We start from the raw sequence: 21,227 nt of genomic DNA, 5'->3' as shown, positions 1-21,227 counted from the left end.
GATCAGTCCTCTCCGAAGCGGTAGGCCCGCATCTGAAATGCGGTGAGAGTGAGGGCGAGCACCAGCAGAACCATGGCGAGCGCCGCGGCGTAGCCGGAGTTGAACTGCTGCACGGCCTGCTTGTAGATGTAGGTGGTCAAAAACTCCGTGCTGCGGCCAGGGCCTCCGCCCGTCACGAGGAACACGATGTCGAATGTCTTCAGGGCGCCGATGACGCCCGTGAGTGCGAGCGTCGCGTGGGTTCCCTTGAGCTGGGGGATGACGATGGACCGGATGATCCGCCAGGTTCCGGCGCCGTCGATCTGGGCGGCCTCGTAGAGGTTCTGGTCGATCTGGCTCACCGAGGCCTGGTACAGGATGAAGCTGAATCCCGTCCACTGCCAGATGTTGATCACGGCGAGGGCGATGAGTGCCGTCTTCGGGTCGGCGATCCAGGCGTTCGTCAGAACGTCGAGGCCGATGAACCGCAGCGCCTCGTTGACCTGACCGTCGGGGCTGAGCAGCTGGCGGAAAGCGATCGACACGGCCGCCGGAGAGAGGATGACCGGCACGAAGACGATGATCTTGTAGATGTTGCTGCCGAAGATCGGGCCGCTGAAGACGAGTGCCATCGTGAGCCCCAGCGCCATCTGCACGAGGATCACGATCACGCCGAAGATGGCGACGTGCGAGAGCGAGTCCCAGAAGATGCTGTCGCTGAAGATCTTCACGTAGTTGTCGAAGCCCACTGACTCGGGGTTCGGGTCGATGCCATTCCAGTCGAGGGTGGAGACCCACCCGTTGTAGCCGATGCCGAGGTAGACGACGCCCACCACCAGGATCAGGGCGGGCAGGACGTAGAGGTAGGCGGAGCGGCCGCCGCGTCGCTTCGGCCGTCGGGTGGGTGGATGCCCGTGGCCGCGTCTCGCGCGCGAGTCGCCGGGGGTGCCGGTTCCGTCCTCCGGGTCGGAGGTGTCGAGGGTGGGGCTCATCGTCATTGACTTGTCGCCTTCGTCGGGTGGTGCCGTGGGGGTGGGGGGGTGTCGGGGGAGGTCGAGGGACCGCGGCGGTGCCGCGGGCCGGGAGGGGGCCCGGCCCGCGACACCGCCGCTTTCGGGTCGGCGGAGCGCTACTTGTAGGCGGCCGTGATCGCGTCGTCGACGGCCTTCGCAGCATCCGCCGAACTCTGCTGGCCCGAGGCGACGGCCGAGAGGGCGTCTCCGAGGGCGGTCTGCACGTCGGCGCTCGAGATCTGTCGGGCACCGATCATGTCGGAGAGGGCCGGCCCCTGCGCCTCGAGCGCGGACTTCTGGGTGTCGGTCACCACGTCGCTCAGGTCGAGCGGCACGGAGGCGAGGGCGGGCTGCTGCACGCTCTTCGCCATGAGCTCCTGGCCGGCGTCGCTCGCGCTGAGCCACAGGGCGAAGGTCGCCGCGGCGTCTTTCACCTTGCTGCTCGAGGCGACGGCGAAGCCCACATCGGGACCGCCGAACATCGTTCCCGTCTTTCCGCCGTCGACGACCTGCGGGAAGAAGTAGGGCACGAACTCGGTGTCGGCGAGCGCGGGGTCGCCGTAGGTGTCGACGTACTGGCCGAGTCGCGTCGTGGTGGTGTCGGAATTCTGCCAGCTGCCGAAAGCGATCAGTGCCGCCCCACCCTTGTGGAACGCGTCGTTGGCGTCGGGGTAGGCCGCGGCTCCGAGGGCGCCGTCCTGGAAGATGCCGTCATCGAACAGGCTCTTCCACACGTCGAACGCCTCGACGAACTCGGGGGTGTCGAACGAGGCGTCGCCGGAGACCGCGTCGTAGAAGTCGCCGGGCGCGATCTGGTTGATGATCGACTGGTAGACGTCGATGTTCTGCCAGGAGTCTTTCGCTCCCTGCTCCATGCAGTCCTTGCCCGCAGCCTCGACCGCTGCGCAGAACGTCTTCAGTTCGGCCGCGGTGGTGGGCACGGTCAGTCCGAGCGAGTCGACGAGCGTCTGGTTGGCCCAGACGAGGCCTCCACCCGTGATCATCCACGGAACGCCGACCTGCTTGCCGTCGACGGCGAGCTGGTCCGTCGCCGTGAGCTTGTCCGACCAGTCCGCGCCGACCGTCTCTTCGAGGTACGGGGTGAGGTCGGCGGAGAGCGGGGCGAACTGCTCGGTGAGCGCGCCCACCTGCGTGCCGAAGACATCCGGCCCCGAACCCGAGGTCAGGGCCAGCTGGGTGGCGCTGGTGTAGTCGGCGAACTGGATGAAGCGGTGGTCGATCGTGATGTCGGGGTGTTCGGCCTCGAAGGCCTCGATGTATGGCTCGGCCGTCGTCTCGTCGGGGTTCCACGACCAGAAGGTCACGGTGGTCTTGCCGTCGGTCGGGGTGTCGCCGCCGGTGCTGCACGCCGAGAAGGCGAGCGTTGCGGTGACGCCGAGGGCCAGCGCGAGCGCTGCCCGTCGTTTCGTGATGCGGGTGATTCTCATGGTGTTGTCGTCCTCCAGTTACTTCGGTGTATTCGGGAAGAGCACCCTTGCGGCCAAGGGTACGTATGGATGCCCTGTCGGGGCAGGCTTCAGCCGCGATCCGGCGCGAATGCGTTCTCGATCCAGAGAGCGCTCGGCAGCTCGACCAGGCCGATGACCCACTCGGCTGAGGCTCGTTCGGCAGGCGGCTTGCGCACGGCGATGACGAGGTCGTGCACGCCGTCGCCCAGCGTGAAGTCGTGGGTCTGGCCGACGGGTGCGGCGTGGGGGGCGGGGAACATGTACTGGCTTCCCTGGGCCCCGAACAGGAACTCGTCGTCGAGCCAGACCCTGAAGTGCTCGGTGCTGTTGAACATCAGTCGCACGTTCTCGCGGCCGCGGCCTGTCAGCGAGTAGCGGAGAACGAGGATGCGGTCCTCGAACTCCTCGCGGGGCTTCGTGACCCACGTGCCCGGAAGGGTGGCCGGGGCGAAGTCGACCTGCGCGGCGGGTGACGCGGAGCCGATCGGCGGCAGTTCAGTCTGGTCGCGGATGTCCCACTTGCCGAACGTCGTGTTGTACCAGCCGAGCTGCACGGGGATGGCGTGCGAACCGGCGTCGAAGGCGGGGAGCTCGGGCTCGGGTGCTCGGCCCCCGAGGCGTTCGGCCAGGTCGATAACGAGGTCGGTGAAGCCGTCGATCGTGGCGGGGGGAGTGATGCCGGTGATCTCGTCGTTGAGCACGAGGTCGCGGCCGATGGGGGCCAGCCACTTCTGGTCGATGGAGCCGGGGTCGAGAATTCCGAGCAGGGCGCCGAGCGAGGCGGTCGACGAGTCGCAGTCCTCGCCGCAGTTGTTGGTGATGCAGATGCGCTCCGAGAAGTCGGCGCCGGCGAGCCAGCCCAGCACGACGAATCCCGTGTTGGGACGCACGTCGGTGAAGTCGCTGCGCCCGTAGCGTTCCATGATGCGCTCGCGCACCTCGAGCCAGTCGAGACCTTCCGCCACCCAGGCGCGGGTGTCGGTGACGACCGCGTGGATTCCGCTGTCGGAGGGGATTCCGGCGAGCGCGCCGTCGAGCAGGGTGTCGGGGTCGGACTCGACGAAGGCCAGCGACTGCAGTCTGGCCAGGAACTGGGCCGCGACGATGCCGTCGCCCGCGTGGTCGAAGCACGCGTCTTCGTAGGCGTAGGCGGCGGCGAGGTCGGGATCTCCCGGAGCCAGGCAGGCCCAGAGCTCACTGCGGATCGCCGCCCCTTCGCCGCAGGTGAACCAGTTGTCGAACGACCCGGTGTAGGGAGGCCGCAGCCCCTCGGCGAGGTTGCGCATGCCGACTCCGTACTCGTTCCAGGGGAACTCGACGTGATCCGCCCAGGAGGCGGCGAGGATGTGCCGGTCGACCACAGGGGTCTCGAGGCCGTCGATGATGCACGCGTAGAGCACCTGCAGATCGAGGTCGTCGTTGGGCACCATCTCCTCGGGAACGGGGTAGTAGAAGTCTGCGGACAGGGGCCCGGACAGGCCTTCGAAGGTCTGGCCCAGGGTTCCGCCCACGGCCTTGCCCAGCCAGCAGCCCAGGATCTTTTCTCGTGACGCCATCGTCAGGTGCCTCTCATCAGTAGGGGTTCGGCTCTCGGCCGAGTTTCGACGAAACCAATTTCGGCGAATGCAATTTCGACGATTCTTGGCTGAAACGTTCTATGAAACGATTCATGAAACGATTCACGAGTTATGATTGCACACGCCGGTGACGGTGACAAGAGCTTTATCGAATCGTTGCCCGCGGAGCCGCTCGGGGGCCGATGGCGGGCTCGGGGAGGGCAGCACATGGTCGTGAGCATCCGTGACGTAGCCGAGCACGTGGGCGTATCCCTGGGAACGGTCTCCAATGTGCTGAACCGACCGAACACCGTCAATGCCGACATGGTGGCCCGAGTCCTCGAGGGCATCCGGGAACTGGGCTACGTTCGGAACGACGCGGCCCGACAGCTGCGTGCCGGCAACAGCCGCACCATCGGCATGATCGTGCAGGACTCGAGCAACCCCTTCTTCGCGGACATGGCGCGCGGCGCGGAGGACCAGGCCGAGGTCGGCGGTCGTATGCTCATCGTCGGCAACTCCCACCAGAGCGCCGAACGCGAACTGCGCTACATCGACCTGTTCGAAGAGCAGCGGGTGCAGGGTGTCTTCCTGGCGCCGATCGACGACCTGACCGAGCGCCTCAAGCAGTTGCGACAGCACCGCATCGCCCCCGTGCTCGTGCAACGCCGTGTGAGTCTCGACGACTTCTGCTCCGTCGCCGGAGACGACGAGCACGGCGGGTATCTGGCGGTGAAGCATCTCCTCGACATCGGCCGACGACGAATCGCCTTCGTCGGAGGGCCGGTGAGCATCATCGGTATCGAGGATCGCCTCACCGGTGCCCGCCGGGCGGTCGACGAGGTCGCCGAAGCCACCCTCGAGGTCATCGACACGGCCGAGCTGACCGTCGGTGTGGGCCGCAGCGTGGGCGAGCAGATCCTCGATCGCGATCGCAGTCGCAGGCCCGACGGCATGTTCACCGCCAACGACCTCGTGGCCCTCGGGCTGATCCAGGCCTTCGTCATGTCGCACAGCATCCAGATTCCCGACGAGATCGCTCTCATCGGCTATGACGACATCGCCTTCGCCACCGCGGCCGTCGTGCCGCTGTCGACGATCCGCCAGCCCGGCGCCATGTTCGGCGTCATGGGCGTCTCGTTGATACAGGAAGAGGTCGATTCGCCCGACGGCCACACGCATCGGCAGGTTCTCTTCCAGCCCGAACTCGTGGTGAGGGAGTCGACGGCGGGCTTCGCCGACCCGGAAGAGTGACGAGGGCCCGGTGATGAGTTCCTCGGTGCAGCCCAGCGTCGTGGCCGGGCGATCGGCGGGCGGGGCCCTAGGGTGAGAACCATGTCAGCGTCGAGCGTGAGAGACGTCGCCCAGCGCGCCGGCGTCTCCGTCGGCACGGTGTCGAACGTGCTCAATCATCCGGAGAAGGTCTCGCCCGCGTCGGCGGAGCGCGTGCAGCGCGCCATCGACGAGCTCGGCTTCATCCGCAACGACGCCGCCCGGCAACTGCGCAACGGTCGCAGCCGCACCATCGGCATGGTCGTGCTCGACGTGCGCAACCCGTTCTTCACCGACCTGGCCCGCGGAGCCGAAGACGAGGCGTCTGCATCCGGACTCACCGTGACGCTCGGCAACAGCGACGAGAATCCGGCGCGCGAGGCCACCTACCTTGACCTGTTCGAGCAGCAGCGCGTCTACGGGGTCGTGATCTCGGCCTACGCCGATATCAGCGAGCGTCTCTCTCGGCTGAAGAAGCGCGGCATACCGGCCGTGCTCGTCGACCGCTCGAGCCCCGACGGAGCGTTCAGCTCGGTGTCGGTCGACGACCTCGCGGGTGGACGCCTCGCGGTCGAGCACCTCCTCTCGCTCGGTCGGCGCCGGCTGGCCTTCGTGGGCGGGCCCATGGGCATCCGCCAGGTCGCCGACCGACTCGAGGGTGCCCGCGCGGCCGTCGCGGCGCATCCGGATGCCTCGCTCGAGGTGATCGAGATCGACGCGCTGAGCGTTCTGGCCGGCCGCGCCGCGGGAGCCGACATCGTGGGGCGAGCGCCCGGTGATCGCCCTGACGCGATCTTTGCGGCGAACGACCTCGTCTCGATGGGACTGCTGCAGGCGTTCGCGATGCAGGGGGCCGACGTGGCGGTTCCCGGGCAGATCGCGCTCATCGGCTACGACGACATCGACTTTGCGAGCGCCGCCGTGGTGCCGCTGTCGAGCATCCGGCAGCCGAGCGCGCTGATCGGCAGGACCGCGGTCGAGATCCTGCTGGCCGAGGCAGAGGATCCGTCGGCGCCTCCGCAGCAGGTGGTGTTCCAGCCCGAGCTCGTGGTGCGCGCGAGCACCGCCGGCTGAGCGGGCTGACTCCGCGCTGAAACGCCAGAGATGGCGGGTTCGGGCGGCGAGAAGTCGCCATGTGTGACATCTCGGGCCAGGTTGATGCGAGCGTCACTCGCGTGATGACGGTTTCGTTGACCGGAAGTGCGTTCTCGGTAGGAAGAAGTCGCCGCAGCTGTCATCGCTCTGGCTCAAGCCTCATGGTTCGTCGGTTGACACGTTTCAATATCTGTTCGAAGATGAGGGAGCGCCGCATTCCAGGGCGCGATCACAACGACGTGCACTCCGCGAACAGCGGGCCAGGCGGCACCTCACGACGACGAGAGAGAGACCGTGACCGACACTTCGACCGGGCAGGCGGCAGAGACCCGGGCTTCGGCCGTGCCGACCGTGGCCCTCGTGGGCACGCTCGACACCAAGGGCGCCGAGTACCAATGGATGTCCGAGCAGCTCGTCGCCCTCGGCGTCGCGGTCGTGGCGGTGGATGCGGGCATCCGCGACCCCCACGGCTACACGGGCGCCGTCGCGTTCCCGCAGACAGCCGTGGCCGAAGCGGCCGGCACAACGATCGACGCGCTGCGTGACGGCGACGACCGGGGTGCGGCTGTGGCCCGAATGGGAGAGGGGGCCGCCGCCGTGCTCGCGCAGGTCTTCTCCGACGGTGGAGTCGACGCGGTGCTCGCCCTCGGCGGCAGTGGCGGCTCGGCGATCGCCGCCCGGGCGGTGCGCGATCTTCCCATCGGACTGCCGAAGCTCATCGTGTCGACCATGGCCTCCGGAGACGTGTCTCCCTATGTCGGAGCCAGCGACGTGACGATGATGTACAGCGTCGTCGACATCGCCGGCATCAACCAGATCTCGCGCAGTGTGCTCGGCAACGCGGCCGCGGCGGCAGCGGGGATGGCTGCGGCGTACGCGGGGCGCGGGGGCGCTTCGACAGGCTCAGCGAACGGAGGCGGCGCTTCGACAGGCTCAGCGAGCGGCGGTTCAGCGAACGGCGGCGGCGGGGAGCGACCGCTCATCGGGGCGTCGATGTTCGGTGTCACGACCCCGGCCGTGGATGCCGCGCGCGAGCGACTCGACGAGCTCGGTTACGAGGTGCTCGTCTTCCATGCCACAGGCTCCGGGGGCAGGGCGCTGGAGGCGCTCGCCCGCTCGAACATGCTGGTCGGGGTGCTCGATCTCACGACCACCGAACTCGCCGACGAGCTGGTCGGGGGTGTCCTCACGGCCGGACCCGACCGGGTGACCGCCGCCGGAGCATCCGGAACACCGCAGGTGGTCAGCCTGGGCGCCCTCGACATGGTCAACTTCGGACCCGAGGCGACCGTGCCGGCGCAGTTCGCCGACCGGCACTTCTTCGTGCACAATCCCACGATCACGCTGATGCGCACGACCGTCGACGAGAACGCCGAGCTCGGCCGATCGCTCGGCGCCAAGCTCGCCGCGGCCGAGTCGCCGACGATCCTGATGATCCCGCACGGGGGCGTCTCGGCGCTGGATGCCGCGGGCCAGCCGTTCCGCGACGTGGCGGCCGACGAGGCCCTGATCGAGAACGTGACCGCCGCTGTGGAGGGATCCGCCGTGACCGTGCTCGATCTGGACGCCAACATCAACGATCCGCTGTTCGGTCGACAGGCCGCCGACGAACTGCACGCGCTCATCACGAAGAACTGAACGACGAACCGAAGGACACCGACCATGGACAGAGCCACCGCACTCGAGCGCCTGCGCGCCACGATCGCCCAGGGCAAGCCGATCATCGGCGCCGGAGCGGGCACCGGCATCTCGGCGAAGTCGGCAGAGGCCGGCGGAGTCGACCTGATCATCATCTACAACTCGGGCCGCTACCGCATGGCCGGTCGCGGTTCGCTGTCGGGACTTCTCGCCTACGGAGACGCCAACCAGGTGGTCGTCGAGATGAGCCGCGAGGTGCTGCCGATCGTGCGCGACACCCCGGTGCTCGCGGGCGTCAACGGCACCGACCCTTTCCGCATCATGGAGAACTTCCTCGACGACCTCAAACGCATGGGCTTCGCAGGGGTGCAGAACTTCCCCACGGTGGGACTCATCGACGGCGTCTTCCGGCAGAACCTCGAGGAGACGGGCATGAGTTACGACCTCGAGGTCGACATGATCCGCCTCGCCGCCGAGCGCGAGCTGCTCACCTCGCCCTACGTGTTCGACGTCGAATCGACGATCGCGATGACCGAGGCGGGGGCGGATGTGCTGGTTCCGCACATGGGATTGACCACCGCAGGCACGATCGGCGCACACACGGCGTTGACGCTCGAGGACTGCGTCGGCCGCGTGCAGGAGATGCGCGACGCGGCCGTGAAGATCAACCCCGACGTGATCGTGCTCTGCCATGGCGGCCCGATCGCCGAACCCGAGGATGCGGCCTACGTTCTCGCCAACACGACCGGTGTCGCCGGGTTCTTCGGCGCATCCAGTGCCGAGCGCCTGCCCACCGAGCGCGCCATCAAGGCCCAGATCGAAGAGTTCAAGAACATCACTCTCTAGCCTTCGACAGCCTCAGGGAACGGACCGTTCCCTGAGCCTGTCGAAGGGCATCCGCCCCCCCCCCGTAGAAGAAGGAGTTTCACGCATGACCACGTCAGCACAGTCCGGCCGTCGCCCCGACGAGGTTCCCACCCGCACCTTCGGCTGGGGAACCATCAAGTGGCTGGTCACCCCGCACCTCGACGAGGGAGCGCAGCTCACCGTCGGCGAGGTCATCATCTACCCCGGTCAGGGCCACGCACCGCACGATCACCCGGGCGAGGACGAGGTCATCTACGTCATCTCCGGAGAGGGTGAGCAGACGGTCGGCGACGGCCCCGCGTTCCCGATTCGCGAGGGCGATGCGGTGTATATCCCGAAGGCCACGCAGCACTCCACCTACAACACCACCTGGCGGCCCCTGCGGCTCTCGGTCACCTACACGCCCGGAGGCGCCGAGACCGGCCTCGATGGTCTGCCCGACGCGCGCACCCTCGACCCCGGCACGGCACCGCTCTGGAGCCAGTTGAACTGATGCCGATCATCGCGCCGGGCTCCTGGCTCAACCCCGATACGAAACCCGACTGGACGGGCATCGCCTCGATCGGGCGCTTCGTCGTCGCCACGGAGGGCGGCCGCTTCGAGCGGCACCACCACGACGATGACGAGGTCTGGATGATCTGGGAGGGCAAGGGCAAGATTCTGCTCGAGGGCTCCGAGCAGTATGTGCAGGCGGGTGACATCGTGCTCACCCAGGCCGGCGACAGCCACGACATCGTCGAGGTCTACGAGACGCTGCGCGGCTTCTTTCTCGAGAGCGGGCTGCCGGCCGGCGGCCTGGTCGGCCACCTGCACGAGAGCGAATCGGATGCGGCGGGGCACGACGTGCCGGCCGCGCCGGTTCCTCGAGACTTCCCCGCCCGCTGACCTGCCCTTCGACAGGCTCAGGGAACGAGCCGGTCCCTGAGCTTGTCGCCTCCGTTCCCTGAGCCTGTCGAAGGGAAACACCTAAGAAAAGGACACACCCCATGCGCATCGCCGTCACCGGAAGCTCCGGCAAACTCGGACGGGCCACCGTCGACCGACTTCTGGCCGACGGCCACGAGGTGATCGGCTTCGACCTCGCGGGCTCGCCGGCCGTCGACCCTCGACTCCGGTTCACGACCGTGGACTTCACCGACTACGGGCAGACGCTCGACAGCATGCTCGGGGTCACCGCGCGGCACAGCGGAATCGACGCGCTCGTGCACCTTGCCGCGATCCCCGTGAACGGGCTGGTGCCCGACGCGACGACGTTCCACAACAACGTCACGGTGTCGTTCAACGTGTTCTTCGCCGCTCTCCGCGCGGGCATCACGACCATCGTCTACGCGTCGAGCATCACCGCCATGGGCTTCCCCTTCGACGAGCCGCCGGCATCCCTGCCCCTCGACGAGAACGTGAGTGCGGCGAACAACACCTACGGCCTCGGCAAGGTCGTCGAGGAGGCGATGGCCGGGCAGTTCGTGCGCTGGAACGACGAGCTCTCGATCACGGCGCTGCGCTTCACGAACGTGATCAACGCCGAGGAGTACGGCAGCTTCGAGCGCGCCGGCGATCCCGCGTATCGTCGCGATCTGCTGTTCAGCTACATCGACGCGCGGGATGGCGCAGCTGCCGTCGCTCTCGCCCTCGCCGCAGCCGAGCCCGGCTTCGAGGTGTACAACATCGCGGCGTCCGACACCGGACTGTCGATCCCGTCGGCCGAGCTCGCCGAGATAACGTTCCCCGGAACGCCCGTGACGAAGTCGCTGGGCGAGTTCGAGACGCTGATGTCGATCGACAAGGCGCGCGAGAAGCTCGGCTTCGAGCCGCAGCACCTGTGGAGAGAGGGTCTCGCGGCGCTCGACCTGTGACGGCAGCGCGGTTGCAGACGCCGCCCGCAGGAAAGACTCCAGGAACGCCGCAGCCGTATCGAGACCATACTGAGCCCATGACTGATGCGAGCATCGCCACGTTTCCACCCCTCGTCGTCGGCACCGACCCCGAGGCGGTGAAGAAGGCGTTCCGTCTTCCGCTCGCCTTCATCAGTGGGTTCATCGTGGTGATCGCGTTCGTCGCCGTGCTGGTCACCGCAATGATGGCGTCGCTGTCGGGTTTCGGCTCCGGCGTGCTCGCCGCACTGCCCTTTCTGATCACGCTCAGCTACATGGTCTACCTGGCGGTGCGAACCGCGCAGACGGCGGGCGAGCGGGCCTCGGCCGGAACCGTGCTGACGATCGACGCGACCGGCCTGAACGCCACCATCCCGCAGGGCGTGCTCGTTCTGCCCTGGCAGGCGATCGAGTCGATCGCGGTGCAGAAGCGGGGCAAGCACCGCATCGCGATCTTCCGCACGGTGCCGGGCGTGACCCCCGACAGCCCCGGAGTTCAGACCACTATCAAGCCCGGCATCTTCCGGCTGCTGGCGAAGAAGGGCTTCCGCATCGGCTCGGCGGGAATCGACGTGCCCGTGCAGACGATCCTCGACGCGACGGCGGCGTTCACGGGCGGGCGGCTCCTCGCGCGCTGAGCACGCGCCGCCGTCTCGGTCTAGTCGTTCAACAGGATGGTGTACACCTTGGCGATTCGGCCGTCGCGCACGAAGCATGCGTCGAGACCTCGCACCACGGGCCGCTGGCCCTCGGGACCGAGGTTCCAGGCCAGGTAGCCCATGTCGTGGTTCACGTAGACCTTCCCTGCGGCGGAGAAGACGAACCCGGGCGCGTCGGCGAGCAGCTTTCCGGCCTTCGCGTCGAGTGCGTCGTAGCCCACGACGATCTCATCCGGGTCGAGGAACTCGACATCCTCGGTGTAGGTTCGCTCGATCGCCTGGCGGCGGAGCGCCGGGTCGCGTTGGCCGAAAACCTCGTGGAGGTTCGCGTTCATCAGTGTCTCGATCTGTTCGGTCATGATCTCTGCTCTCGTCGTGTGTCGTGTGGGTCAGGGCTGCGATGGACGGCGGTCTGTCCAGTCGAAGATCAGTTTGCGCTCGGCGATGAGCCACGATCCGTCGACCTTGGCGAAGCTGTCGAGGTAACGGATGGCCATTGTCAGCAGAAAGCGCTGCTCCTCGTCGTGGAGGAGGTGATATGCCATGCAGTACGTTTCACCCGTGGCCGTGAGCTCGCCCGTTCGCTGGAGCGTGGTCTGGCCATTCAGGTAGGTCGTCGCGTCGTACTGGGCTATGAGCCCCGCGAACGTCGACGTCAGTTCTTCCGTGCCCGACACCGTCTGCAGGGGTGCCGTGACGTTCGGGTCGCCTCCATACAGGAGTACCGTGCCGTCGGACGTGAAGACGGAGGCCTGCTCTGCGGGGCGTCGCCGGTCGGCGAAGTGGGCGTACCGGTCGACGACGTCTCGGATGGCCTGGCGGTCGGTTCCCCAGTCGTCGGAGGTCATGATGCGTGTCCGAGGAGTAATGGCGTGTTCACCGCATCACTGTCTCGCGAGAGTCATACGCAGGACAACCGTCATTTGACGTACGGTCTCGGTCGCGCCGTTTCGATACGGTGAAGCATGATGTCAGTGCAGGAGTCCGCGACGCGATTGTGTCGGGCTCCGGGTCTTCATCGTTCGGCCGGTTCGGCTCTCCGATGGACCGACGACGACGCACGACCCGTTGCGGATGAGCCCACCCTTCTTCGGCTGAGTGCCCTTCGAATTCCGCCCGCGTGGCGGGAGGTATGGGCGTCGACGGATCCCGAGGCTCGAATCCAGGCCACGGGCGTCGACGCCCGTGGCCGTACGCAGTACCGGTACTCCACCTTCGCGGAGCAGGAGGCGGCGGAGCGCAAGTTCGCCGATCTTCTGGTGTTCGGAGGTGCGATCCCGACGCTTCGCACGCAGGTCGACTGGCATCTAAAACATCTGACGGGCGATGGCGCCGAGCAGAGGGTCAAGCGCGCGGTAGCGGCGGCGGTGCGCCTCATCGATCGTGGTCTGTTCCGGGTGGGGTCGGACCGGTATGCCCGTGACAATCACACCTACGGTCTGACGACGCTGACGTCGAGGCACGTTCACGTCAGCGGCACAGAGATCGAGTTCAGGTTCATCGGCAAGGAACACCGCCCCTGGCATCTGATCATCGACGACCCGTACGTCGCCGAGATCGTCGCCCGGCTGGTCGACGAACAACTCCACGCCGATGCGCCCCTGTTCTCCATCCACACGGAGGCGGGTGAAAGAACCGTCGGGAGCGCCGCGGTGAATTCATACATCCACGCAGCGACGGCCGCCCCCGCGACGGCCAGGACGTTCAGAACCTGGGGTGGAACGGCGGCAGCCGCAGCGATCAGCGCGGGAGCCTCATCGCCCGTCGCCCTGCGAACTCGACGCCCCGATCTGATGGCCTACGACGTCGCCGCGTACCTTCTGGGAAACACGCGCGAGGTCGCCCGGCGATCGTACGTGCACCCCCAGGCGTTGGAGGCGGGCCAGAGTCCAGCGGTAGCCGCGGCTGTCGCAGCATCCATCTCGTCATCGGGCAGGGGTGACCTCCGAAGTCTGCTCGAAGACGATGGCGTGGTGGCCTCGGTCGTTCAGGAGCTCACGCGGTTGGCCGAGGCGAGCCGGCAGCAGCGAGAATCCCGGTCATGAATCCAGGAAACCGCGCGTCGAGATCCTCCCGCCTGAGCCTCACCGCATGGTTGCGTCCTTCGACGAGGGTCGAGGTCACGCCCGCCTCTCGGAGCGTCTTGAAGTGAAAGGACAGGGTGGATTTGTGAAGCGACAGCCCGTACTCGTCCGGTGTGCACGGGTGATACTCGCCGTCCGAGAGGCGCGTGACGACCGACAGTCGGGCAGGATCCGCCAGCGCCTTGAGCACGGTCACGAGATCGATGGCTTCTGTCGGGGGAGTGGGGAACATCTCCGCTTTCACATCGTTTGACATATCTAAAACTATAGCGCATGATCGAAAAGGTTTGATAAACGTCAAACGTTTTATTGCATAGTGAGGGTCACCCCCTCGAAAGGATCGATCACCATGACGACGACCACCGATATCGGTGTTCTTGACAACCGAGCCGCCATCAGGGGTGCAACCAGACCGCGCGGCAGGATCGCGATTCTCACCGCCGACCTGGTCGAGGATGTCGAATTCTTCTACCCGTATTACCGCTTCACGGAGGCTGGCTATGACGTGGACGTGCTGACGCCCGGAGGAACCGAAGTGAGCGGATACAAGGGGCTCGCGCTGCGCACGGGCGTCCAGGCGATAGCGGATGCGGACGCGGATGACTACGACGCGCTGTTCATTCCCGGCGGGCTGGCGCCCTCGGAGCTGCGCGATCTTCCCGAAGCTCTCGCGTTCACGTCCGCCTTCGCCCAGACGGGACGCCTGATCGGCGCGGTGTGCCATGGTCCTCAGGTCCTCATCTCTGCGGGCCTCGTCGAAGGCCGTCGTATGACGTCGTGGAAGGATGTGGCGCCCGAGGTCAGGGAGGCGGGGGGCCACTACATCGACGAGCCCGTCGTCGAAGACGGGCAGTTCATCACGGCGCGCAAGCCGGGCGACATGCCCCTCGAGCTTGCACGCTTCATGGTACGACTGGCCGGCGAGAAAGGTGCTGGAGCTTCCCATGAGTGAGCGTGTGACGACGCCGTTCGACGCCGGGGCGACAGCCGATGAGATTCTCGACGGAGTGGACCTCGATGGCAGGACCTATGTCGTCACGGGCGGGGCTTCGGGTATCGGCTTCGAGGCGACAGCGGCCCTCGCGCGGCGTGGTGCACGCGTCATCGTGGGAGTGCGTGACGTGGACAGGGCGAACGCGGCCCTGTCCTCCCTGGATGGCGACCTGACGGCGAGGATCCCTGTGCGGCAACTGGACCTCGCGCAGCCGGCGAGCATCGCCCGATTCGTCGACGGCTGGGAGGACGGTCTCGATGGCCTCGTAGCCAACGCCGGGGTCATGGCGTTGCCCACCAGGGAGGTCGACGAGCACGGCTGGGAACTGCAGCTGGCGACCAACTACCTGGGGCACTTCTCTCTGGCCCGGGCGCTCCATCCGGCGTTGGCGTCGGCCGGAGGTCGGGTGGTCGTCGTCAGCTCGAGCGCACACCTCAGGGCTCCGTTCGACTTCGGTGATCCTCAGTACGTCGACCGGCCCTATGACAGATGGAACGCATATTCGCAGTCAAAGACGGCAGACGTGCTCATGGCAACGGGTATCGCCTCGACCTGGGCGGCAGACGGAATCACAGCGAACTCGGTGATGCCGGGCTGGATCACGACCAAGCTGCAGCGCCACCTCGACGAGGACACCCTCAGGGCGATGGGCGCCATGGATGACGACGGGAATCGGATCGAGCAGTCGTTCTTCAAGACTCCTGCCCAGGGAGCCGCCACGACCGTTCTGCTCGCGGCGTCGCCGCTCGTCGCAGGCGTCACCGGTGGATACTTCGAAGACAATCAGGAGTCGGAGGTCGTCGACAGCGGCGAGGGCCGCTCGACCGGTGTCGCCCGCTATGCCGTCGACCCCGACAACGCGCAGAGGCTGTGGGAGCTGGGGAGCCGGGCGCTGATGTAGCGCCCGGCTGCGGGTCGCCGTCGCTCTGGGCGATCGCCGTCTTGTTAGTTGAATGCGTCGGTGATCGAGGCGTTGGCCAGCCAGATCGCGTGCTTGGCCGACTCGGTGCCGTGCAGGGAGTTGACCATGACGAAGTCGTGGGTGATGCCGCCGAAGCGCACGTTCGCCGTGGGCACGCCGGCTTGGCGCAGGCGCGCAGCGAAGGCCTCTCCCTCGTCCCGCAGCACGTCGGCCTCGCCTGTGATGATCAGGGTGTCGGGCAGCCCGGCGAGTTCGTCCAGGCTGGCGCGCAGCGGCGAGGCCGTGATCTCGGCGCGCTGGTCCTCATCGAGCGTGTACTGATCCCAGAACCAGCGCATGCCCTCTCGACCGAGGAAGTACCCGACCTCGAACTCCTCGTAGGAGTCCGTGTCGAACGCCGCATTGGTCACCGGGTAGAACAGCACCAGCTTCGAGATCGCGACATCGCCGCGCTGCTTGGCCAGAAGCGCCACGGCGATCGCCATGTTGCCGCCCACCGAGTCGCCTGACACGGCGATGCGGCTGCTGTCGAGGCCTCTGCTCGCGCCATCCGAGACGACCCACTGGGCCGCCGCATAGGACTGTTCGATCGCGACCGGGTACTTGACCTCTGGTGAGCGGTCGTATTCGGGGAAGACGACGGCTGCGTTCGAACCGATTGCCAGGTCGCGAACCAGTCGGTCATGGGTGTGGGCGTCGCCGAAGACCCAGCCCGCGCCGTGGATGTAGATGATGACGGGGAGGTCGCCCTGGGCATCGAGCGGTTTGACGATCCGCAGCTTGACCGTTCCCGTCGGGCCGCCATCGATATCGATCCACTCGTCCTGCACCTCGGGTTTCTCGATGGGGGAGTCCTGGACCGAGTCCACGGCCTTGCGGCCTTCCTCGGGTGTGAGCTGGTAGAGGAAAGGCGGCGTGGATGTCGCGTCGGCGAATTCCTGGGCCGCGGGTTCGAGGGCGATGTTCTTCGGGTTTCCGGTCATGGTTCCTCCAGTGATGAGTGATGGGCTGTTCCCTCCAATCTGCAAGGTTGTCGGCGAGTCGTCATCCGTGACCTGACGTATCCGGCGGCGTTCGATAGCACGTGTCGACACGCCCCCTGGTCGTGCCTACTATGGTGATATGTCACTTATTTGGTCGGCCGGATGCGACGAACAGCCGTTGATCGGCCGTTCGAGCGAGACAGACGATCTGCAGCGTGCGGCGATCCGCGCACGGCCGGGCGGCGTGGCTGTCCTCATCGAAGGAGAGGCCGGCATCGGTAAGTCGTCGTTGCTGGCCGAGATCAGCTCGCGAGCGGTCGAGGCCAACTACACGCTTCTGACCTGCACCGGCCTGGAGAGCGCATCGCCTGTCGGTTACGGCGCCCTGCACCAGATGCTCCGGCCACTGATGCGGCACGTCGACCGCCTGCCCACGCGACAGCGAGAGGCCCTGCAGTCGGCTTTCGGATTGGCCGACGGGTCGTCGCCCGACAGGCTGCTCGTCAGCGTCGCCGCACTGGGCCTGCTCGAGGAAGCGAGCTCATCCACTCCGCTCTTCATCGCGATAGAGGACCTTCACTGGGTCGATAGATCCACACGGCATGTGATCGAGTTCATCGCATTGCGGCTCGGCGACGCGCATATATCCCTCGCGGCGACGAGTCGGCCTTCGTGGGATGGTGGGACCGAGGTGCTCGCGATCGAACGGATGATTCTCGGTCCTCTGAGCGAGGCGGCATCGCGCGAACTTCTCTCCGACGTGTCTCCGCACCTCACCGAGGCGCAGAGGGTTCGAGTGCTTCGAGAGGCGGGTGGCAACCCCCTCGCACTCAGGGAGCTGGCGATCGCGGTCACGGGGCCCGTGAAGCGCACGGGCCTCAGGAGCGTCATTCCGACCACGCAGCGTCTGGAGCAGGCCTTTCTCGGCCGGCTGGCCGACGTGCCGGAGCGCAGCCAGACTCTGATGCTCATCGCCGCGGTCGCCGAAGACCTCAGCATGCTCGACGTGTTGGACGCGGCCCGACTCGCGGGGCTCGATCTCGATGATCTGGCTCCCCTGGAGAAGGCCGGCATGCTCCGGGTGGTCGATAAGCGCCCTCGCTTTCGCCATCCGCTTCTTCGCGCGGCCATCCTGGGCGCATCGCCGACAGGGGCCCTGCAGCAGGCGCACTCCGTCCTCGCGCAGACGGTGCGAGATCCCGCGAGGGCGGCCTGGCACAAAGCCGCATCGTCTTTCGAGCGCAGCGAGGCGGTCGCCCAAGACCTCGAGGATGCCGGACACCAGGCACAGATGCGGGGGGCGCTCGTCGAGGCCGCCGCCGCGTACGAACGCGCCGCGGAGCTCTCCGAATCCCAGGACGCTCGAGCGGCACGCCTGGCTCGAGCGGCTGACGTCTCCCGAGCTGCCGGTCTCGGTGCGGAAGCCCTGGCGTCTGTCGAAGAAGCCGAGCGGATAGCGACGCGGCCCGAGACGATAGCGCTCCTGGCGACCACGCGGAACGGGCTCAGCCTGACGACCGGTCTGACGGGGCATTCGCCCGCAGACATCGAGCGGACGATCGCGAGGCTGACCGGACCGGAGAACGCGGACCGGCGCATCGAGGTGCTGTGGGCGGCAGCCATGACCGTGCGGGGAAGGAATCTGCCTCCGGCCGAGTGGCGCAAGATCGAGCGGCAGGTCCGTGCAATCCATACCCAGAACCCGTTGAAGCCGATCACCCTGGCGCTCATGTCGCCCCTGGGCCAAGTCGATGAAGACCTTCGAGCCGCGCTTCCGCAACTCATTCCGCAACTGGATCAATCGCCGATCGGCATGTTGAGTCTCGCGATCGCTGCGGAATCGCTGCACGACATCGAGACCGCCCTGGCGTGCTGGGGCCTCGCCCGCGAGCGGTTCCATGAACGGGGCGCCCCGGCAGACGAGGCACAGGCGCTCCGTGGGCGAGCAACTCTGTTGATGCTCCGCGGTCGAATCCATGAGGGGTTGGCGGATGCCGAGTTCGCCGCACGGATGGCCAAGGAGACCGAACAACCGTTGGTAGAGGGGATGTGCGTTGCCACGATCGCCCGGGGATACGCGACTCTGGGCGACGCCGAGATGACAGCCGTGACCCTGCGACGTCAGCGCGAGCTGGCAATGGTTCATCCGCTGGCCATGGCCACGGCCGACTCGCGATGGGCGTCGGGGATCGTGGCCTTGGCCGAGAATCGATACCGGGATGCGCTCACCGACCTGACCCATATGACGGTCCATCCGACGAGGGGACTCTGGGCCATCGCGGATCGGGCCGAAGCCGCCGTACGCGCGAATCGGGCCGACACGGTGCGGGACAGCATCGATGCGGCGGAGCGTGCTGCCCGCGCCTACCGGTCAGCGTTTCTCGGATCGCTCGTCGCCCGAAGCAGGGCGCTGCTCGCGGACGTGGAAGGCAAGTCGAAGGACACGGAGGAACACTTCGCCGCCGCCGTGGGAATGGGGGAGTTCAGCGAGTCCCCCTTCGAGTTGGCGCGGACCGAGCTCCTCTTCGGGGAGTGGCTGCGGCGGGAACGGCGGCCCCTCGAGGCTCGACCGCACCTCAGGCGTGCGCTCGACACGTTCGATTCGAGTGGAGCCCGCGGGCTGGCCGAGAGGGCCGCGGCCGAAATGCGCGCCGCCGGCGAGGCGCCGCGGCGAGGCGTCGCCGGCGCCGACCTCGCGCCACTCACGCCGCAGGAGCTTCAGGTCGCTGTGCTCGCTGCACGAGGAATGAGCAATAAGGAGATCGCGGACAGGGTGTATCTCTCGCATCGCACGGTGAGCACCCACCTGTACAAGACCTTTCCGAAACTCGGGATAAGCAGCCGCTCGCAGCTGCGAGATGCCCTTCAGGACGGTGGCTACTTCCAGTGACGGCACGCGGCCCCCGATGAGACGCGGGATACTGGTTCTTTCGACGGCATAGGGAACAACGTGAGCACATCAGGTCCAGATGATCCACCTGAAGGCTCGCCGTATTCGTTGATGAGCGACGAGCAGATCCGGGCGTGGTACGCCTATATGAAGGTGCAACTGCGACTCCGGTACGAGATGAATCGACAGCTGCAGGCGGACAGCGCGTTGTCGCTTCCGGATTACGACGTCCTGGTCGCGTTGACGAGCGAGCCCACGGCGACGATGCGTATCGCTGCTCTGGCGACGCGGTTGGGGTGGGAACGGAGCCGCGCGTCGCACCAGGTGAGGCGTATGCAGCAGAGGTCCCTGCTCGACGCGCGCACGGCGGCCGACGACGGACGTGCGACGGACGTGAGCATGACGACCGAGGGATGGCAGGCCTTGCGTGCTGCGACGCCGTCCCACGTGGAGCTGGTGAAGTCCATCTTTCTCGACGCCCTCGACGGCACCGACCTCGATCGGTTGGCCGACATCATGGAGCGCGTCTACGACCGCATCATCGATCAGGGAACATTGCCGCGGCCGGCGGATCACCCCTGATCGGTAAGGCGCGAAGGGCTCGTCTCAGGAGGTGTGCGGACCGTGCGCCCGGCCTGATTCAGTGATGCCAGGACGACCGCGAAGGCGCACGCCGCAGCCCCGATGAGCACGATGCCCACCGGCTGGAGGCTGTCTGCTGCGAACGGCAGGAGAGCCGTGATCAGAGCCGATGGCAGAATCACCCGTGCTCGAATGGCCGCGTACGGGATGAGCTGCGCATTCAGGCTCCACAGCGTCACGAGGAAAAGGCTGACCGGCACCGTTACCGCCAGGGCTATCACCCTTGCCGGAACGAGGCCGTCTTCGCTCGGCGACGCGACCGCGACCTCCAACCCTGCCCCCAGCATCGCGAGAGCGCCGAAAGTGGCGTAGTGCCCGTAGGCCCAGATGTAGGAGAAGCGTCGACGCTCGGCGAGCCCTGCAGCGGATGGTTCGAGGTAGTACAGCCACCAGAGCGCGAACAATGTGACAACGGAGGCTAGCGCGACAATCACCAACTGCGCGCTCAATCCGTCTGCCGTGTACGCACGCTGGAACCCGGTCATGGCTGCGAGCACGCTCTCGCCGAGAAGAATGATCGTGAAGAGTCCGAATCGTTCCGCGATGTGGCCGGGGTTCCATCCGGGATCGCCGGCTCTCGCCGCCCACAACGGCACCAGGAGTTCGAGCACGACGAGAAGCAGCGAGACGGGAAGCCCCCAGTGCTCCGGCAGAAGGAGGCGGGCCAGCCATCCGGCCTGCAGCGTGCCGTAGCCGATGATCGTCCGCACCGAGCTACGTCGGTGTTCAGAGTCCGCCAACGCTGCACGTGTCCATTGAGTGATGAGGCCGAAGCGCATGACGAAGTATCCGAGAGTCAACGCGGTGTAGTCGCCCTGCTCGAAGACCGCCGGAATGCCGGAGCACAGGATCAGAACTCCGATCATCTGCAGCATCGTGGTCACCCGGTACAGGGCATCATCGTTGTCGTAGCCGGAGGAGAACCAGGTGAAGTTCATCCAGGCCCACCAGATCGCGAAGAACGTCAACCCGAAAGGAATCAGGGTCGAGATGAGTGGGCCCCCTTCGAGGCCGTGCGCCAACTGTGCGACTGCCTGAGCGATCGCCACGACGAACGTGAGGTCGAAGAGCAGCTCGAGCGGAGATGAGGCACGATCCTGCTCGTCGATACGTCGTGCGGTCAACGGCACCCGTAGACGGATGTTCATGGGCGGGCCCCGAGAACACGTTCGTCGCTGAAGCCACCCACGTGTCCCTCCCACGAAGGTCGGAACGCCTTCACGAGAACACTCTCCGATGCGGACGATGGAGGCATCCGTCACGTGACGTACCGCTCGCGGCCGTCACCGAGAG

21 protein-coding genes are annotated in these 21,227 nt (G+C 66.7%); 13 read left to right on the top strand and 8 right to left on the bottom strand.

Features of this window, described 5'->3' with window-relative positions:
• Positions 1-2 precede the first annotated feature (2 nt).
• The 3 genes from ASF06_RS03155 to ASF06_RS03145 form a co-directional block, all read right to left on the bottom strand.
• Entirely contained in the window at positions 3-977 is a 975-nt protein-coding gene (locus tag ASF06_RS03155; protein ID WP_055943183.1) for a carbohydrate ABC transporter permease, read from the bottom strand.
• 131 nt (positions 978-1,108) lie between these two features.
• Positions 1,109-2,440 carry an ABC transporter substrate-binding protein gene (locus tag ASF06_RS03150; RefSeq protein ID WP_055943179.1) on the bottom strand — a complete coding sequence of 444 codons (1,332 nt, stop codon included), beginning with the start codon at positions 2,438-2,440 and terminating at the stop codon, positions 1,109-1,111.
• 89 nt (positions 2,441-2,529) lie between these two features.
• The gene (locus tag ASF06_RS03145) at positions 2,530-4,017 is read right to left on the bottom strand and encodes an ADP-ribosylglycohydrolase family protein (RefSeq protein ID WP_055943176.1); all 1,488 of its coding nucleotides are present in this window, start codon (positions 4,015-4,017) and stop codon (positions 2,530-2,532) included.
• Between the two features lie 228 nt (positions 4,018-4,245).
• On the opposite strand from ASF06_RS03145, the gene ASF06_RS03140 reads away from it, so the two are divergent.
• The 8 genes from ASF06_RS03140 to ASF06_RS03105 all read left to right on the top strand — a co-directional run bounded on the left by ASF06_RS03140 (position 4,246) and on the right by ASF06_RS03105 (position 11,398).
• On the top strand, positions 4,246-5,271 hold the full coding sequence (locus ASF06_RS03140; RefSeq protein WP_055943172.1) for a LacI family DNA-binding transcriptional regulator: 1,026 nt from the start codon (positions 4,246-4,248) through the stop codon (positions 5,269-5,271).
• A gap of 81 nt (positions 5,272-5,352) precedes the next feature.
• A complete protein-coding gene (locus ASF06_RS03135; RefSeq protein ID WP_055943169.1) occupies positions 5,353-6,363 on the top strand; it encodes a LacI family DNA-binding transcriptional regulator in 1,011 nt (336 codons plus the stop codon).
• A gap of 315 nt (positions 6,364-6,678) precedes the next feature.
• Complete coding sequence (locus tag ASF06_RS03130; RefSeq protein WP_235500871.1) at positions 6,679-8,022, top strand: Tm-1-like ATP-binding domain-containing protein; 1,344 nt, start codon at positions 6,679-6,681, stop codon at positions 8,020-8,022.
• A 24-nt stretch (positions 8,023-8,046) separates the two neighbouring features.
• Positions 8,047-8,868: a phosphoenolpyruvate hydrolase family protein gene (locus ASF06_RS03125; RefSeq protein WP_055943166.1), complete on the top strand. Its 822-nt coding sequence runs from the start codon at positions 8,047-8,049 to the stop codon at positions 8,866-8,868.
• 85 nt (positions 8,869-8,953) lie between these two features.
• Positions 8,954-9,382 carry a cupin domain-containing protein gene (locus ASF06_RS03120; RefSeq protein WP_055943163.1) on the top strand — a complete coding sequence of 143 codons (429 nt, stop codon included), beginning with the start codon at positions 8,954-8,956 and terminating at the stop codon, positions 9,380-9,382.
• Positions 9,382-9,774: an AraC family ligand binding domain-containing protein gene (locus ASF06_RS03115; RefSeq protein WP_055943161.1), complete on the top strand. Its 393-nt coding sequence runs from the start codon at positions 9,382-9,384 to the stop codon at positions 9,772-9,774. Before ASF06_RS03120 ends, ASF06_RS03115 begins: the two co-directional genes overlap by 1 nt.
• Before the next feature lie 101 nt (positions 9,775-9,875).
• Positions 9,876-10,742 carry an NAD-dependent epimerase/dehydratase family protein gene (locus ASF06_RS03110; RefSeq protein ID WP_055943157.1) on the top strand — a complete coding sequence of 289 codons (867 nt, stop codon included), beginning with the start codon at positions 9,876-9,878 and terminating at the stop codon, positions 10,740-10,742.
• Positions 10,743-10,819: 77 nt separating this feature from the next.
• Entirely contained in the window at positions 10,820-11,398 is a 579-nt protein-coding gene (locus tag ASF06_RS03105; RefSeq protein WP_055943154.1) for a hypothetical protein, read from the top strand.
• A gap of 20 nt (positions 11,399-11,418) precedes the next feature.
• On the opposite strand, the gene ASF06_RS03100 is transcribed toward ASF06_RS03105, so the two are convergent.
• Together ASF06_RS03100 and ASF06_RS03095 are read right to left on the bottom strand one after the other, a co-directional pair.
• Positions 11,419-11,778 carry a nuclear transport factor 2 family protein gene (locus ASF06_RS03100; RefSeq protein WP_055943150.1) on the bottom strand — a complete coding sequence of 120 codons (360 nt, stop codon included), beginning with the start codon at positions 11,776-11,778 and terminating at the stop codon, positions 11,419-11,421.
• A gap of 30 nt (positions 11,779-11,808) precedes the next feature.
• The gene (locus ASF06_RS03095) at positions 11,809-12,267 is read right to left on the bottom strand and encodes a nuclear transport factor 2 family protein (RefSeq protein WP_055943146.1); all 459 of its coding nucleotides are present in this window, start codon (positions 12,265-12,267) and stop codon (positions 11,809-11,811) included.
• 117 nt (positions 12,268-12,384) lie between these two features.
• Between ASF06_RS03095 and ASF06_RS03090 the strand changes: the two genes are divergently transcribed.
• Positions 12,385-13,464, top strand: a complete 1,080-nt coding sequence (locus ASF06_RS03090) for a DNA topoisomerase IB (RefSeq protein ID WP_055943144.1) — start codon at positions 12,385-12,387, stop codon at positions 13,462-13,464.
• Here the strand turns inward: ASF06_RS03090 and ASF06_RS03085 are convergent.
• Entirely contained in the window at positions 13,415-13,759 is a 345-nt protein-coding gene (locus ASF06_RS03085) for an ArsR/SmtB family transcription factor (protein WP_235500870.1), read from the bottom strand. The two genes, ASF06_RS03090 and ASF06_RS03085, sit on opposite strands and share 50 nt — an antisense overlap.
• A 93-nt stretch (positions 13,760-13,852) precedes the next feature.
• Between ASF06_RS03085 and ASF06_RS03080 the strand changes: the two genes are divergently transcribed.
• Entirely contained in the window at positions 13,853-14,455 is a 603-nt protein-coding gene (locus ASF06_RS03080) for a DJ-1/PfpI family protein (protein ID WP_157439048.1), read from the top strand.
• Positions 14,448-15,398 (top strand): SDR family NAD(P)-dependent oxidoreductase, encoded by a 951-nt coding sequence (locus ASF06_RS03075; protein WP_055943134.1) that lies wholly within the window; start codon positions 14,448-14,450, stop codon positions 15,396-15,398. The genes ASF06_RS03080 and ASF06_RS03075 overlap by 8 nt, the downstream gene beginning before the upstream one ends.
• A 44-nt stretch (positions 15,399-15,442) precedes the next feature.
• On the opposite strand, the gene ASF06_RS03070 is transcribed toward ASF06_RS03075, so the two are convergent.
• On the bottom strand, positions 15,443-16,402 hold the full coding sequence (locus ASF06_RS03070; protein WP_055943131.1) for an alpha/beta hydrolase: 960 nt from the start codon (positions 16,400-16,402) through the stop codon (positions 15,443-15,445).
• Positions 16,403-16,541: 139 nt separating this feature from the next.
• Between ASF06_RS03070 and ASF06_RS03065 the strand changes: the two genes are divergently transcribed.
• Both ASF06_RS03065 and ASF06_RS03060 read left to right on the top strand, forming a co-directional pair.
• The gene (locus tag ASF06_RS03065; RefSeq protein ID WP_082500668.1) at positions 16,542-19,292 is read left to right on the top strand and encodes an ATP-binding protein; all 2,751 of its coding nucleotides are present in this window, start codon (positions 16,542-16,544) and stop codon (positions 19,290-19,292) included.
• Positions 19,293-19,403: 111 nt separating this feature from the next.
• Entirely contained in the window at positions 19,404-19,874 is a 471-nt protein-coding gene (locus tag ASF06_RS03060; protein ID WP_055943128.1) for a MarR family winged helix-turn-helix transcriptional regulator, read from the top strand.
• On the opposite strand, the gene ASF06_RS03055 is transcribed toward ASF06_RS03060, so the two are convergent.
• Entirely contained in the window at positions 19,865-21,082 is a 1,218-nt protein-coding gene (locus tag ASF06_RS03055) for a low temperature requirement protein A (RefSeq protein ID WP_157439047.1), read from the bottom strand. The two genes, ASF06_RS03060 and ASF06_RS03055, sit on opposite strands and share 10 nt — an antisense overlap.
• Positions 21,083-21,227: the final 145 nt, after the last annotated feature.

Origin of the sequence: Agreia sp. Leaf244, from assembly GCF_001422695.1 — a bacterium.
Taxonomy (GTDB): Bacteria; Actinomycetota; Actinomycetes; order Actinomycetales; family Microbacteriaceae; genus Agreia.
This window is presented reverse-complemented; position numbering and strand designations above follow the sequence as displayed.

What these genes read in the sequence shown, in the direction of transcription:
- ASF06_RS03085 (WP_235500870.1), bottom strand. Translation starts at nt 13,759, where the DNA reads ATGTCAAACGATGTGAAAGCGGAGATGTTCCCCACTCCCCCGACAGAA.
- ASF06_RS03120 (WP_055943163.1), top strand. Translation starts at nt 8,954, where the DNA reads ATGACCACGTCAGCACAGTCCGGCCGTCGCCCCGACGAGGTTCCCACC.
- ASF06_RS03090 (WP_055943144.1), top strand. Translation starts at nt 12,385, where the DNA reads ATGATGTCAGTGCAGGAGTCCGCGACGCGATTGTGTCGGGCTCCGGGT.
- ASF06_RS03070 (WP_055943131.1), bottom strand. Translation starts at nt 16,402, where the DNA reads ATGACCGGAAACCCGAAGAACATCGCCCTCGAACCCGCGGCCCAGGAA.
- ASF06_RS03155 (WP_055943183.1), bottom strand. Translation starts at nt 977, where the DNA reads ATGACGATGAGCCCCACCCTCGACACCTCCGACCCGGAGGACGGAACC.
- ASF06_RS03140 (WP_055943172.1), top strand. Translation starts at nt 4,246, where the DNA reads ATGGTCGTGAGCATCCGTGACGTAGCCGAGCACGTGGGCGTATCCCTG.
- ASF06_RS03065 (WP_082500668.1), top strand. Translation starts at nt 16,542, where the DNA reads ATGTCACTTATTTGGTCGGCCGGATGCGACGAACAGCCGTTGATCGGC.
- ASF06_RS03080 (WP_157439048.1), top strand. Translation starts at nt 13,853, where the DNA reads ATGACGACGACCACCGATATCGGTGTTCTTGACAACCGAGCCGCCATC.
- ASF06_RS03145 (WP_055943176.1), bottom strand. Translation starts at nt 4,017, where the DNA reads ATGGCGTCACGAGAAAAGATCCTGGGCTGCTGGCTGGGCAAGGCCGTG.
- ASF06_RS03095 (WP_055943146.1), bottom strand. Translation starts at nt 12,267, where the DNA reads ATGACCTCCGACGACTGGGGAACCGACCGCCAGGCCATCCGAGACGTC.
- ASF06_RS03115 (WP_055943161.1), top strand. Translation starts at nt 9,382, where the DNA reads ATGCCGATCATCGCGCCGGGCTCCTGGCTCAACCCCGATACGAAACCC.
- ASF06_RS03105 (WP_055943154.1), top strand. Translation starts at nt 10,820, where the DNA reads ATGACTGATGCGAGCATCGCCACGTTTCCACCCCTCGTCGTCGGCACC.
- ASF06_RS03110 (WP_055943157.1), top strand. Translation starts at nt 9,876, where the DNA reads ATGCGCATCGCCGTCACCGGAAGCTCCGGCAAACTCGGACGGGCCACC.
- ASF06_RS03100 (WP_055943150.1), bottom strand. Translation starts at nt 11,778, where the DNA reads ATGACCGAACAGATCGAGACACTGATGAACGCGAACCTCCACGAGGTT.
- ASF06_RS03150 (WP_055943179.1), bottom strand. Translation starts at nt 2,440, where the DNA reads ATGAGAATCACCCGCATCACGAAACGACGGGCAGCGCTCGCGCTGGCC.
- ASF06_RS03135 (WP_055943169.1), top strand. Translation starts at nt 5,353, where the DNA reads ATGTCAGCGTCGAGCGTGAGAGACGTCGCCCAGCGCGCCGGCGTCTCC.
- ASF06_RS03060 (WP_055943128.1), top strand. Translation starts at nt 19,404, where the DNA reads ATGAGCGACGAGCAGATCCGGGCGTGGTACGCCTATATGAAGGTGCAA.
- ASF06_RS03075 (WP_055943134.1), top strand. Translation starts at nt 14,448, where the DNA reads ATGAGTGAGCGTGTGACGACGCCGTTCGACGCCGGGGCGACAGCCGAT.
- ASF06_RS03125 (WP_055943166.1), top strand. Translation starts at nt 8,047, where the DNA reads ATGGACAGAGCCACCGCACTCGAGCGCCTGCGCGCCACGATCGCCCAG.
- ASF06_RS03055 (WP_157439047.1), bottom strand. Translation starts at nt 21,082, where the DNA reads ATGAACATCCGTCTACGGGTGCCGTTGACCGCACGACGTATCGACGAG.